Annotated in this window: 13 protein-coding genes; 3 read left to right on the top strand and 10 right to left on the bottom strand. The window is 72.7% G+C overall.

Annotated elements, in window-relative coordinates:
• Positions 1–97: 97 nt before the first annotated feature.
• From GUI43_RS25655 to GUI43_RS25645, 3 genes are all read right to left on the bottom strand, one after another.
• Positions 98–2,458: a sodium-translocating pyrophosphatase gene (locus GUI43_RS25655; RefSeq protein WP_112585751.1), complete on the bottom strand. Its 2,361-nt coding sequence runs from the start codon at positions 2,456–2,458 to the stop codon at positions 98–100.
• A gap of 316 nt (positions 2,459–2,774) precedes the next feature.
• The gene (locus GUI43_RS25650; protein WP_030334228.1) at positions 2,775–3,212 is read right to left on the bottom strand and encodes an ATP-binding protein; all 438 of its coding nucleotides are present in this window, start codon (positions 3,210–3,212) and stop codon (positions 2,775–2,777) included.
• Positions 3,209–3,565, bottom strand: coding sequence for an STAS domain-containing protein (locus GUI43_RS25645; RefSeq protein WP_112585749.1), 357 nt, complete (start codon positions 3,563–3,565; stop codon positions 3,209–3,211). The genes GUI43_RS25650 and GUI43_RS25645 overlap by 4 nt, the downstream gene beginning before the upstream one ends.
• A 188-nt stretch (positions 3,566–3,753) precedes the next feature.
• On the opposite strand from GUI43_RS25645, the gene GUI43_RS25640 reads away from it, so the two are divergent.
• The 3 genes from GUI43_RS25640 to GUI43_RS25630 all read left to right on the top strand — a co-directional run bounded on the left by GUI43_RS25640 (position 3,754) and on the right by GUI43_RS25630 (position 7,173).
• Positions 3,754–6,126, top strand: a complete 2,373-nt coding sequence (locus GUI43_RS25640) for a DEAD/DEAH box helicase (protein ID WP_428842229.1) — start codon at positions 3,754–3,756, stop codon at positions 6,124–6,126.
• A 98-nt stretch (positions 6,127–6,224) separates the two neighbouring features.
• A complete protein-coding gene (locus tag GUI43_RS25635) occupies positions 6,225–6,434 on the top strand; it encodes a hypothetical protein (protein ID WP_030334221.1) in 210 nt (69 codons plus the stop codon).
• 160 nt (positions 6,435–6,594) lie between these two features.
• Complete coding sequence (locus tag GUI43_RS25630) at positions 6,595–7,173, top strand: LURP-one-related family protein (protein ID WP_112699975.1); 579 nt, start codon at positions 6,595–6,597, stop codon at positions 7,171–7,173.
• A gap of 638 nt (positions 7,174–7,811) precedes the next feature.
• Here GUI43_RS25630 and GUI43_RS25625 read toward each other — a convergent pair.
• From GUI43_RS25625 to ssd, 7 genes are read right to left on the bottom strand one after another with little or no spacing between them, the layout of a single operon-like run.
• The gene (locus GUI43_RS25625) at positions 7,812–8,237 is read right to left on the bottom strand and encodes an Rv3654c family TadE-like protein (RefSeq protein ID WP_258401692.1); all 426 of its coding nucleotides are present in this window, start codon (positions 8,235–8,237) and stop codon (positions 7,812–7,814) included.
• Positions 8,231–8,626 (bottom strand): TadE family type IV pilus minor pilin, encoded by a 396-nt coding sequence (locus GUI43_RS25620; protein WP_112699984.1) that lies wholly within the window; start codon positions 8,624–8,626, stop codon positions 8,231–8,233. The genes GUI43_RS25625 and GUI43_RS25620 overlap by 7 nt, the downstream gene beginning before the upstream one ends.
• 47 nt (positions 8,627–8,673) lie before the next feature.
• Entirely contained in the window at positions 8,674–8,841 is a 168-nt protein-coding gene (locus tag GUI43_RS25615) for a DUF4244 domain-containing protein (RefSeq protein ID WP_081883916.1), read from the bottom strand.
• Positions 8,842–8,864: 23 nt separating this feature from the next.
• On the bottom strand, positions 8,865–9,506 hold the full coding sequence (locus GUI43_RS25610; RefSeq protein WP_249037849.1) for a type II secretion system F family protein: 642 nt from the start codon (positions 9,504–9,506) through the stop codon (positions 8,865–8,867).
• The gene (locus GUI43_RS35040) at positions 9,503–10,798 is read right to left on the bottom strand and encodes a type II secretion system F family protein (RefSeq protein ID WP_346265203.1); all 1,296 of its coding nucleotides are present in this window, start codon (positions 10,796–10,798) and stop codon (positions 9,503–9,505) included. The genes GUI43_RS25610 and GUI43_RS35040 overlap by 4 nt, the downstream gene beginning before the upstream one ends.
• Entirely contained in the window at positions 10,795–12,006 is a 1,212-nt protein-coding gene (locus tag GUI43_RS25600; RefSeq protein ID WP_112602104.1) for a TadA family conjugal transfer-associated ATPase, read from the bottom strand. Before GUI43_RS25600 ends, GUI43_RS35040 begins: the two co-directional genes overlap by 4 nt.
• The gene (ssd, locus tag GUI43_RS25595) at positions 12,003–13,106 is read right to left on the bottom strand and encodes a septum site-determining protein Ssd (protein ID WP_112585737.1); all 1,104 of its coding nucleotides are present in this window, start codon (positions 13,104–13,106) and stop codon (positions 12,003–12,005) included. Before ssd ends, GUI43_RS25600 begins: the two co-directional genes overlap by 4 nt.
• Positions 13,107–13,316: the final 210 nt, after the last annotated feature.

Below are 13,316 nucleotides of genomic sequence, written 5' to 3'. Positions count from 1 at the left end.
CAGCGTACGGCCTTTGGCCAGGTGTGGCATCGGGCCGGACGGCCCGAGGTCCCCGGTCGACGTAGCCGTCGACCGGGGACCCCGGGCCGTTAGTGGATCAGGCGTTGACCGTCTCCGGGCGGTGATCGGTGCTGCCCGCGCCGGTGTTGCCATCGGCGTCCGAGTCGGACATCGCGATGCCCTTGCGCTTGCTGAACACCACCGACGCCACGATGATCAGCGTCGCGACCAGCGCGATGCCGACCCGCAGGCCGACGTTGCGGTCGTCGCCGACGCTCCAGGCCACCACGGCGGGCGCGATCAGCAGCGAGACCAGGTTCATCACCTTGATCAGCGGGTTGATCGCCGGGCCGGCGGTGTCCTTGAACGGGTCGCCGACGGTGTCGCCGATGACAGTGGCGGCGTGCGACTCGGAGCCCTTGCCCCCGTACGCGCCGTCCTCGACCAGCTTCTTGGCGTTGTCCCAGGCCCCACCGGAGTTGGACAGGAACACCGCCATCAGGGTGCCGGCACCGATCGCACCGGCCAGGTACGCCGCGAGCGCGCCGGGCCCGAGGCCGAAGCCGACAGCGATCGGCGCGAGGATGGCGAGCAGGCCGGGGGTCATCAGCTCGCGCTGCGCGTCCCGGGTGCAGATGTCGACGACCTTGCCGTACTCCGGGCGCTGGGTGCCGTCCATGATGCCGGGCAGCTCACGGAACTGCCGGCGGACCTCCATCACCACGGCACCGGCCGAGCGGGACACCGCGTTGATGGCCAGCCCGGAGAAGAGGAAGACCACAGCCGCGCCGATGATCAGGCCGACCAGGTTGCGCGGGTTCGCCACGTTCAGCGCGTTGAGGATCTCGTTGTCGACGTTGCCCACGCCAGCCGTCTCGTACGCGCTGCTGAGCGAGTCGGTGTAGGAGCCGAACAGCGCGGTCGCGGCGAGCACCGCAGTGGCGATCGCGATGCCCTTGGTGATCGCCTTGGTGGTGTTGCCGACCGCGTCCAGCTCGGTCAGCGTGCGCGCGCCGTGCTCGTCGATGTCGCCGGACATTTCGGCGATGCCCTGGGCGTTGTCGGAGATCGGCCCGAAGGTGTCCATCGCGACGATCACGCCGACAGTGGTGAGCAGGCCGGTGCCGGCCAGGGCCACCGCGAACAGCGACAGCGTGATGGAGCTGCCGCCGAGGAGGAACGCCCCGAAGACGCCGGCGCCGATCAGCAGCGCCGAGTAGACCGCCGACTCCAGGCCGATGCTGATCCCCGCCAGGATCACTGTGGCCGCACCGGTCTGCGAGCTCTTGCCGATGTCCTGCACCGGTCGCCGGTTGGTCTCGGTGAAGTAGCCGGTCAGCGCCTGGATCGCGGCGGCCAGCACGATGCCGATCACCACTGCGCCGATGGCCACCAGCCGGGGGTTTCCGGGCGCGTCGGTGAGCCCGCTGTCGAACTCGCCGAAAGTCGCCGGGAGGTACGCGAAGGCGGCGATCGCCACCAGCACCGCGGAGAGCACCGCCGACAGGTAGAAGGCCCGGTTGATCGCGGTCAGGGCGTTGCGGTCGGTCGCGCGCAGCCGGGTGATGAAGACGCCGATGATCGCGATCAGCACGCCGATGGTGGAGATGATCAGCGGGAAGACGAGGCCCTGCTCGCCGAAGGCGGCGCGGCCGAGGATCAGCGCGGCGACCAGCGTGACCGCGTACGACTCGAACAGGTCGGCGGCCATGCCGGCGCAGTCACCGACGTTGTCGCCCACGTTGTCGGCGATGGTGGCGGCGTTGCGCGGGTCATCCTCGGGGATGCCCTGCTCGACCTTGCCGACCAGGTCGGCGCCGACGTCGGCGGCCTTGGTGAAGATGCCGCCGCCGACCCGCATGAACATCGCGAGCAGCGCGGCGCCGAAGCCGAAGCCCTCCAGCACTGTGGGCGCGTCACCCCGGTAGACGAGGACGACCAGCGCCGCACCGAAGAGGCCGAGGCCGACGGTGAGGAAGCCGACGACGCCGCCGGTCCGGAAGGCGATCTTCATGGCGGCCTCGCGGCCGCCTACTCGCTCCCGCGCGGCGGCGGCCACGCGCAGGTTGGCGCGGGTGGCCAACCACATGCCGGCGCCGCCGATGAACGCGCTGAACAGGGCGCCCACCACGAAGAAGAGCGAGCGGCCGATCTTCACAGCCAGCTCATTGCCATCGGTGTCGTGCACCGGAAGCAGGAAGAGCAGCACGACGGCGACGACGACGAAGATCGCCAGGGTGCGGAATTGACGGAGCAGGTAGGCCGAGGCGCCCTCCTGGACCGCCCCCGAGATCTCCTGCATTTTCTCGGTGCCCTTACCAGCGGCCAGCACCGTTTTTGTCAGGGCGGCAGCGAAACCGAGTGCCACCAGCGCGACAACCGCGGCGATGACGACGTAGGTGACATTGCTTCCGGTAAGGGAAAGCCCGCCGCCGTCGGCGGCCAAGGTCTCGGACATCTGTGTCCTCCTGTTACCGAACAATCGCGCCGGTGAGTGGAGACGCACTGACCGACGCCTGGATGCGGACTCGCAAGCGCGCGCCAACCCACCAGCGGACCAGCGATGAACACCCATACCCGCTGGCTGCGGGATAGGTCACTTGCTGACAACCCGGGTACTGTAGCCCTCCGCAGTGTTGGAGGTCACACCCAGGTGGCACCGTGTCGCGATGATCTTCGTCGCTGTGTTATGAAACGAAATCTGATATAGGGCCCCATCCATGCAAAGAAGGCCGCATCCCCAGCAGGGGACGCGGCCTACGCAGCGGAACTCGTCAGCGGCCGACCGGCCACACCATCCGCACCTCGGTGCCGATGCCCTCGTCGACCGGGCGCACCTGGAGGTCCTCGACGAAACCCGCGAGCAGCGCGAAGCCGACGCCGGTGGTCAGCGCCTCATCGGTCAGCGACTCGTTGGCCAACTCGTCCGGCGGCAGCGCGGTCAGACCGATACCCGCCTCGATCGGCGCCCGGTCCACCACCCGCACGGCGTACGAGCCACCGTCGGACATCTCCACCAGCACCGGGTCGGCCAGGCCGTACTGCCGGTGCAGGGCCACCGCGCGCGTGCACGCCTCACCGATGGCCAGGCGCACCTCGTCCAGCAGGTCCTCCCGCACCCCGGCCCGCCGGGCAACGGCGACGCCGACCAGGCGGGCGGTGCGCACGTGCACCGGAGCGGGCGAGAACGAAAGCTTGACTGTCGCCATCACGCGCCGGCGCCCGCCGAGTCGGCGCTGACCGCCGCGTCGACCGTCGGGTGCAGCGGAAACACCTGGTCCAGCGCGGTGATCCGGAAGATCTTGAGCAACGGCTCCTTGTCGCAGACCAGCGCGAACGAACCGCTCGCCGAGCGGAGCCGCTTGAGCGCGCCGACCAGCACGCCGAGCCCGGTGGAGTCGAGGAAATCCACCCGACCGAGGTCGACCACCACGTGACGGGCGCCACCGTCGATCAGTTCGAGGAGTCGTTCACGGAGCCGGGGCGCGGTGTAGACGTCCACCTCACCACCGACCTCGAGCACCGTGTGCTCGCCCACGGTGCGGGTCGCCAGTGACAGCTCCATCGGTCCTCCTCGCCAGAGCCGTAAACTCTCGTGGGCATCTAACCACTACCGCCGGGGCGGCCTGCGAACGCCAGCGGAGGCTTCCCCTTACCCCGGTGTCCGACTTTTCATCTCCGAACACCAGTGCGAGAGTGCAGGGCGTGACCTCCAACGACTTCGGTTCCGCGCGCGGCACGCCGCGCCACGACCTGGAGTCGTCGTCCGCGGCCACCGTATCCGCTGGTCCCGGCCCCGGGCCAGCGCCGGCCGACCTGCTGCGCCGGCTACGCGCCCGGGGCGCCGCCGACCCGGTCACCCACGTCGAGCGGGTGCCGGCCCGCGCCGGGGTGCCCGCGCCGTGGCCGTCGTGGGCACCGGCGGAGTTGCGCGCCGCGTTCACAGGGCGCGGCGTGGCCGCGCCCTGGCAGCACCAGGCCGAGGCGGCCAACCTGGCGTACGAGGGCCAGCACGTGATCGTCGCCACCGGCACCGCGTCCGGCAAATCACTGGCGTACCAGCTGCCCGCCCTGGCCACACTGCTCGCCGACCCCCGGGCCACAGTGCTCTACCTGGCGCCGACCAAGGCCCTCGCCGCGGACCAGTTGCGCGCCGTCGCCGCGCTGGAGCTGGAGGGGGTCCGCCCCGCCTGCTACGACGGGGACACTCCGCGCACCGAGCGGGAGTGGATCCGCCGGCACTCCCGGTTCGTGCTGACCAACCCGGACATGCTGCACCACGGCATCCTGCCCGGGCACGCCCAGTGGTCCGGCTTCCTGCGCCGACTCGCGTACGTGGTGATCGACGAGTGCCACACCTACCGGGGCGTGTTCGGCTCGCACGTCGCGCACGTGCTGCGTCGACTGCGTCGGCAGTGCGCCCGGTTCGGGGCCACGCCGGTGTTCGTGCTCGCCTCGGCCACCTCCGGCGACCCGGCCACCGCGGCCGGACGGCTGACCGGCCTGCCGGTGACAGCGGTCACCGAGGACGCCTCCCCCCGCGGCGGGGTAACCTTCGCACTCTGGGAACCGCCGCTGCTGCCACCCGACACGTCGGCCTCTTCCCCGGTGCCGCCGCAGGCGACGGGCGAGCACGACGAGCTTCACCAGGTCCGTCGGTCGGCGCTGCGCGAGACCGCGGACCTGCTCGCCGACACGGTCGCCGAGGGGGTACGCACCCTCGCGTTCGTCCGCTCCCGCAAGGGCGCCGAGGTGGTGGCCGCCAACGCGCGACGAGCGCTGGACGACGCGGTGCCGGGGCTCGGCGACCGGGTGGCCGCCTACCGGGGCGGCTACCTGCGGGAGGAACGGCGCGAGCTGGAACGGGCCCTGCTGCACGGCGACCTGCTCGGCCTGGCCTCGACCAACGCGCTGGAACTGGGCGTGGACCTGGTCGGGCTCGACGCGGTGCTGATCTGTGGCTACCCGGGCACCCGGGCGTCGCTGTGGCAGCAGGCGGGCCGCGCCGGGCGTTCCGGGCAGGAGGCCCTCGCGGTGCTGGTAGCCCGGGACGACCCCCTGGACACCTACCTGGTGCACCACCCGGAGGCGATCTTCGGCGCGCCGGTGGAGGCTACGGTGCTCGACCCGGCCAACCCGTACGTGCTGGCACCGCAGCTCGCCTGCGCCGCGGTGGAGGCACCGCTCACCCCGGCCGACCTGGTGCTCTTCGGCGAGGGGGCGAAGGAGGCAGTTGACGAACTGGTCGCGGCGGGGGCGCTGCGGCAGCGGCCCACCGGTTGGTACTGGCGGCACCGGGAGCGGCCCGAGGTGGACCTGCGCGGCGAGGGCGGCGCCCCGGTCGCCGTGGTGGAGTCGTCGACCGGCCGGCTGCTCGGCACTGTCGACGGCGGCTCGTCGCACTTCCTGCTGCACTCCGGCGCGGTCTATCTGCACCAGGGCGTCTCGTACGTGGTCGACCAGCTCGACCTGGCCGACGGGTGCGCGCTGGTGCGCGCCGAGGAGCCGGACTGGTCCACCCACGCCCGCGACGTCACCGATTTGTCCGTGGTGTCGGTGCGCTCCTACGTGGACGCAGGGCCGGTCGGCATGTTCCTCGGCGAGGTGGACGTCACCAGCCAGGTGGTGTCGTACCAGCGGCGACGGATCGCCACCGGCGAGGTGATCGACACCCGGCCGCTCGACCTGCCCACCCGGGAGCTGCGCACGGTGGCGGTCTGGTTCACCCTGTCACCGCAGTCGCTGGCCCTCGCCGGGGTCCAGCCGGCCGACGTGCCGGGTGCGCTGCACGCCGCCGAACACGCAGCGATCGGTCTGCTGCCGCTGATGGCGACCTGCGACCGGTGGGACATCGGTGGGATCTCCACCGCGCTGCACCCGGACACCGAGGCACCGACCGTCTTCGTCTACGACGGGCATCCGGGTGGCGCCGGATTCGCCGAGCGGGCGTACGGGACGGCGGCGGCGTGGCTGCGGGCCACCCGGGACGCGATCGCGGAGTGCGGCTGCGACACCGGCTGCCCGTCCTGCGTGCAGTCACCGAAATGCGGCAACGGCAACAACCCGCTCTCCAAGCCGGACGCGATCCGGGTGCTCGACGTGGTGCTGACGAACCTGCCGGACTGAGCGGCTTGCATGAATCGGCATGGCACGGGGCACAATGATGTGGGAGCGCTTCCATCGATGCCAATGTTGCTATCGCCCCCCGTGCCCGAGGAGAAGCTGTGGCCGACACCATCGCCGAAACCGTCGACCTGCTCTACACCATCGACCAGGACAATCTCACCCTCGACCAGCAGATCGCGCTGGGGTCGGCACTGGCCGCCCTGGCCCAGGCGGAACGGCTGGAACAGATCAACGAGCGCCTGCGCGGCATCCACCAGGTCCTCAACACCTGGGCGCTGCGGGCCGCGACCTCCGTCGACAGTCGCTGAGGTCTCCCGGATTGATCCTGCTAGGGCACCAGTGATCACTCCGTGCTGGGTAGTCGTCCGGCGACCTCGACGGCTACCCAGCAACTGATCATGGGCAGCAGGGGCGCGACGGTTGTCGGGCTGTGCGAGACTCCGGCGCACCAACCCCAGAGGAGAACACATGCAGCTCGACAACTTGCAGGGCCAGCACCAGTTCCACATCCGCCAGCGACTGCGCATGATGGTCAACCAGTACGAGGTCCGGGCGGTCTCCCCCGACGGCACCGAGGGTGAACTGCTGGCGTTCGCGCAGCAGAAGCGGCTCGCCTTCAAGGAGCAGGTGACCATCTACACGGACGACTCCAAGCAGCAGCCTCTGCTCGGCTTCAAGGCCCGCCAGCGCATCGACCTCGGCGCCACGTACGACGTCACCGACGCCGCTGGCAACCCGATCGGCCTTTTCCGCAAGGACTTCGCCCAGTCGCTGCTGCGCTCCACCTGGCACGTCGAGCAGAGCGGCCTGCCGCAGGTGACGGGCCAGGAGCGCAGCATGCCCGTGGCACTGCTGCGCCGATTCGTCGACTCGCTGTCCTGGCTGCCGTACCACTTCGACTTCACCGCGAACGGCCAGCCGGTCTTCACCGTGGTGAAGAAGTGGGGCCTGCGCGACAAGTACATCGTCGAGGTGCAGAACCCGCAGATCGACCGTCGCCTGGTCATCGCGATGGCCGTCGCCCTCGACGCGCTCCAGGCCCGCTGACACACCCGGCCCGGACCAGGGCACTGCGGTGACCCTCGGTGGTCGCCGTCGCAGCCACCCAATCCTCGGCTGCCGGCCGGGACCTGGACCTCGACCAGTCCCGGCCGGCAGGCCGTCGGGCCGCAATCCCTGGGCGGGAGGCCGTCGGGCCCCACTCTCGGGCGGCGTGCCGTTGGGCCCCCTCTCGGGCGGCGTGCCGTTGGCCGCGCTCCCGGCCGGGCAGGCCGTTGGACCGCGCTCCCGGCCGGCAGGCCGTTGGCGACTCGGCCCCTGACGGGTCCGATCCCCCTCTGGAGCTGATGTCGTAAACGCATCGCCTTGATGTCGTAAACGATTCAGCTCCACAGCGCCCACCAAACCCACCAGACCCCTGGGTCTTTCGACCACGCGCCGGCCCGTACCTGCACCTGATGCCGCGACGCGGGTCAGCCGGGACTCCACAGGCCGCGGCCTGTGCTGGCCGCGCTGCGCTGGCCGCGCCCTGCCGCGGACGCGCCGTGTGCCGGACGCGCCGTGTGCCGGACGCGCCCTGCCGCGGACGCACCGTGTGCCGGACGCGCCCTGCCGCGGACGCGCCCTGTGCCGGACGCGCCCTGTGCCGGACGCGGCGGCGGTGAGCAGAGACGCCGCCGCGAGGGTCAGCCCCGCACCGGGCCGGCGCGGGCGCTCGCCGCAGCCACCCGGGTCAGGCCGGGTAGTGGCGTGAACGCCACCTCGACCGTCACCAGCACGTCCAGCCCGTCGAGGTGACAGCCGACCAGCCGGCCATCGTTGCGACCGGCGAGGTCGGACGCAGATGCGCAAGCCACAGCGTCGCCGTCGAGCGCACGCGCCGCCCCGGCCAGCGCGCCGAGATCGGCTGCCACCGCCGCCCGCTGACTCGCCATTCCGGCGGCGACGATGGCGGCGCCGAACGTCCCGAACACCACGAAGACGAGCCCCATCGCCAGCAGCAGGACCGTAGCTCCACCTCGCTCCGGGGCCGACCGACCACCAACGAGCCGTCCGCCAGCCGGTTCTCGACCGGAGCGGGATGATGGATCGCCCGTTCGTCGCACTACCAACTCCCCTCGTGCGTGCCCGGTTCGACGGCGGCGACGGCGGTGGCGACCACGGTGATTCGCGGTAGCTGGCCGCCCAACGTCCGGACGGGTGCGCGTACCGTCGCCTGGACCCGGTCACCGTCGACGGACACTGAAACCGCCGCCCCCGGCGGCGCCGCCCGGCCACCCTCCTCGCTGCCGTCCGCGCCCCGGGCGGCGGCGAGCGCCGCCTCCCGGGCCGCGTGCAGGCAGCCCGCCTGTGCGCTGACGGCGTTGACAGCGGTCAGGCCGGCCAGCAGGAGCAGGAGAAGCGCCGGCAGGCCGGCCGCCAGTTCGGCGGTGAAGGACCCCCGGTCCCCGCCAACGGTCCGCGCGAGGACGGAAAGCCTCCGCCCGCGGCGTGCCGCCAGCCCGGGAACGCTCGACCCTGGATCGCGGCCGGCCCGCCGGCGCCCGATCACTTCAGTGCCCGGTCGATGACCGCGGTCAGCGCCGACTGGACGTTGCCGGAGGTCAACACCTTCAACAGGATCCCGGCGAAGGCGACCGCTGCGAGGGTGCCCACGGCGTACTCGGCCGTGTTCATTCCGGCATCGCCGCGCAGGCGAGCGATGAGTTTGCGCATGACTGTTTCCCCTTCTCGATGGGTCAGAGCACATCGCCGAGAACGGCGACGATCACCGGCACGAGTCCGGCGAGAATGAACGCCGGCAGGAAGCAGAGCCCCAGCGGCAGAACGATGAGCACACCCGCCCGGCGGGCCGATGCCTCGGCGGCGGTGGCCCGGTCGGCGCGCAGGTCGTCGGCGAGCCGGGTCAGTGCGCCGGCCAGGGCGGCTCCACTGTTGGCCGAGCGCAACGCCGCCGCGGTCAGGCGCTCCGCGCCGGGCACGCCGTCCAGCGCGGACCAGGCCTCCGCTGGGCCACCACCAAGCAGCAGCGTGCGGCCAACCCGGGCCAACCGACCGGCGAGCGGTCCGTCGAGTGCCTCGGCGACGGCCAACACCGAGCGATCCACCGGAACGCCCGCCCGCATCGCCGCCGCCAGAAGGTCGGCGGCTAGCGGCAGGTCAGCGGCCTCCTGCTGCCGCCGCCTACGCACAGCGGGCGACTCGATCCGCCGCAACAGGACATCGAGCAGGAACGCGGCCGGGAGAGCACCGAGCAGCCCGAACCAGCCCTCGACGACGATGGCCGTGGCGAGCCCAGCCAGCACCGCCACGAGCCGGATCGCGTCCGGCCGCCGCCGCCTGGTTGAGCTGGGCGGGCCGGCTGGGCCGCGGGCCATCATCCGGCCCGCCCCGGCGTCGCGCCCAGCCGTTCCGCCCAGAGGAGGCCCACGATCTGAAGGGCGACCGCGACAACCGCGCTAGCGCCGCCGACCGTGCTGTGCAGGAGAACCGCCATGGGGTCGACGCCGATGCCGTACCCCAGCCCGATCCCGCCAACCGGCAGGGCCGCCAGTAGCCAGGCCGTGGCCCGAGCCCCGGCCGCCTGGGCCGCCGCCGCGGCCAGACCCCGGTCGGTCGCCCGAGCGTCCGCCTCGATCCGCTCCACAAGCTCCGCCAGCGGCGCGCCGGTCCGGTCGGCCAGCCGCACCGCCGCCGAGGTCAGCTGACGTAGGCGGCTCGCCCCGTCATGCTCGCCGGCCGCGACCTCGAGAGCGCGTGGGACGGGCAGGCCGGCCCGCAGATCCGCCGCGAGGCCGCAGAGCTGGTCCAGCCCACGTCGTCGGTCCCGTTCGGCACCCCGATTCGCTCGCCAACGCAGCGCGGCGCGCACGGCCAGCGTGCCGTACCCGGCTACCGCGACCGCGGCCACCGGACCGCCGACCACGGCACCCACACCGCCGCCGAGCAGACCGACCACCGGCAGGACGCGGGCCGTCGATCGCGGGATGCGCACCGACGGAGGCGTACCCGGCCTTCTCTCGGTCGGGCCGACGCGCCCGTGGGCGCGGCAACCGGCGATCGCGCACCCGTCGGCCGCTGCCCCGGCGGCCACGTCGCCCGGACAGTCGGCGTCCAGGTCGCCGTGCCCGTCTGCGGTTGCCGGACCGGAGACATCGTTCCGACCGGTTACGTCCACACCGCTGACACCGATCGTGATCGTGGCCGCCGATGCGCTCGGCCGTCGTTCGGCGTCGAGCATGGTGGGGTCCACCTCTGGGCGAGCGGTGCCGGTCGGGCGTCGGGGATCCCGACGGGCCGGCGGGCGCGTCGGGCCTTCCGGACGCGTGAACCCGCCTGCCGTTCCCGGCCACCTCGGGCTGCGGGTGACGTCCCGTTCGGGCCAGCCGAGTGCCGTACGCCTTCCGTTGGCACCCGCAGTAGTTGCCGACTCGAACCCGATGCCGACCGGATGACCCGAGGTCGGCGCAGCGCCGGTGGGCTCCACCGGCCCGTCCGGCGTGCGACCGAGTTCCCTGATCCACTGCACCAGGGCGTCATCCGGATCGACGGCGGCCCTCCGCCCCGGTGCCAGCACGCGACGTCGACGGGCCCGAATGGTCCGCATGGGCCACGCCACCAGCGCAGCGGCGACCAGGAGCAGCGCCGCCACCAGCATCGTCTCGGCGGTCATGCCGGACCCGCCGATCCGGGCCAGGGCTCGCTGAGGATGGGCGGCACCGCCACCCCACGCTCCCGCAGCAGCGCCCCGAGGGCACGGGCAGCGAGCCCGAGCCCACTGCCACGCACCCAGGCGGGCACCACTGTCACCATCCGTTCGGGCCCCTCGGGCAGTAGCAGACAGACCGACTCCAGGACGCGGCCCCGGTCGCTGCGTCGCACCTGGAACAGCACCTGCAACGCGGCGGCCACCTGGGCGTGCAGCGCGGCGCGAGGCAGCCCACCCAACATGCCCAGGGCCTCCAACCGGGCCGGCACGTCCGACGGCGTGTTGGCGTGCAGGGTGCCGGCACCCCCGTCATGGCCGGTGTTGAGCGCGGCCAGCAGGTCGACCACCTCACCGCCCCGGCACTCCCCGACCACCAGCCGGTCCGGGCGCATCCGCAACGCCTGCCGGACCAGGTCGGCCAGGCTGACCACGCCCGTCCCCTCCACATTGGCGGTGCGTGCCTGGAGCCCCACCACGTGCGGATGCCCCGGACGCAGCTCGGCGGCGTCCTCCACCAGCACGATCCGTTCCGTGGCCGGCACCATCCCCAGCAGGGTGTTGAGCAGTGTCGTCTTGCCAGAACCGGTGCCCCCGGTCACCAGGTACGCCAGCCGGGCCGCCACGACTGCGGCGAGCAGTGGTGCCAACGGTCGCGGCACCGTCCCCTGGCGCACCAACTCGTCGAGGGTGAACGGCCGGTGCCGGAAGGTCCGCAGCGACAGGTAGGGACCTTCGGTCGCGACCGGCGGCAGCACGGCGTGCAGTCGGGTGCCGTCGGGGAGCCGCGCGTCCGCGTACGGGGAGCCGTCGTCGAGCCGCCGTCCCGCGCTGGCGATCAGCCGCTGCGCCAACCGGCGGACGTCCTCCACCGAGCCCATCGGGACGGCGACCTGGTGCAGCCCCGACCCGCGGTCGACCCAGACCCGGGCGCCGTTGACGAGGACGTCGGTGACCTCCGGGTCGGCCAGCAGCGGCGCCAACGGCCCGGCCCCGACGAGGTCGTCGCGCACCCGGTCGGCGATCCGCAGCATGGCGGTGTCGCCGAGCACTGCGGCGGCGGGCTCGGCCCGTACCGCGGAGACGATGGCCGCCGCGGTGACCGGGGTGGTGGCGGCGGCGATCCGCTGCCGTACCCGGGCGGCGAGGGTGTCGTCCTCCGGCCCGGCGGTCATGCCGCACCCGTAGCCGGCACGCCGGTGAGGTCGGTGACGATCCGTTGGCAGAGCGCAGCCAGTGGGCCCTTGCCCCCGGCGGCCGGCGCCTCGCCCCGTTCCAGCCCACGGCAGAGCCCCGGCTCCGGGCGCAACGTGCCGGCCAGGGGGAGGCCCAGCGCGCGTGCCACCTCGGAGGCCCGCAACCGCCCGGGGGCAGGCCCGCGCACCACCACCGAGAGCGCGCCGCAGTGCGGGGCGGCCGCAGCCACCACCCGAGTGGCCGCAGCGGTGGCGCGCAACTCGGCCGGTACGACGACGAACGCCTGGTCGGCGGCCTGCAGGGCCACCACTGCCGCGTCGTCCAACTGTCGGGGCAGATCGATCACCACGAAGTCCCGCCCACGTCGGGCCGCGTCGACGGTCGCCGCCATGGCCGTCGCGGGCAACGCCAGCATCTCGCCGCGGTCCCAGGAGAGCACCACGAGATCACCCCGGCTGGGCAGGGCCTGCACCAGCGCCGGGGCGTCCACCCGTCCGTCTGCGCTGGTGAGCGACGGCCAGCGCAGGCCTTCCAACTGCTCCCAGCCCAGCACGAGGTCGAGGCCACCGCCGAGCGGGTCGGCGTCGACCAGGAGGGTGCGCAGCCGGGCCCGGGCGGCGGTCACCGCAAGACCACCGGCGAGCACACTCGCTCCCGCACCGCCCCGACCACCAAGGACCGCGACGACCCGGGCACCGACGCCGGCCGGACGGTCCGGGTCATGTTCGGCGAACCGGTCCACCAACCACGGCTCCGCGGCCGGCAGCGTGGCGACGTGCTCGGCCCCGATCAGCTCGGCGATCTGCCAGCCGGGGTCGAGCTGACCAGCCCGACCGAGCAGCACCAGCCGGGGCCGCTGCGGCAACCGGGCGCGCAGGCAGGCCTGCGCCTGATCGGCGCCGAGCAGCACCAGGGGCGCGGGAAGCCACCGGGTACGGGCAGCCGCTGGGTCGCGGGCGAGCTCCACCTCGGTGCCGCCGACGGCGGCGAGCCGGAGCACATCATCGAGCAGATCGTCGTCGCCGGTGACGACCAGCGGGAGCCGGCGGATCGGCGGAACCGTGGTACGGGGTGGCATCGCGGCCTCCAGCGGTCGGGCTCTGGTATGCCGCCGACAGTGCTCGGAATCCGCCTCACGAGCCGTCCCGATTTCGTCGCCTGTGGACAACCTGGTGGCCTGTGGAAAACCTCCGCCGAGACAGTCGATCTGCTACGAACGCAGGTAACTCCGCAGCTACTGCCGCTGCGGGAAAGACAGCGAGGCCGCTCCCGAGAGGAGCGGCCTCGC

The organism is Micromonospora noduli (assembly GCF_003264365.1).
In the GTDB taxonomy this organism is placed as follows: Bacteria; Actinomycetota; Actinomycetes; order Mycobacteriales; family Micromonosporaceae; genus Micromonospora; species Micromonospora noduli.
Note: the sequence above shows the minus strand (reverse complement) of the source record. Positions and strands in the feature narration are given on the sequence as shown.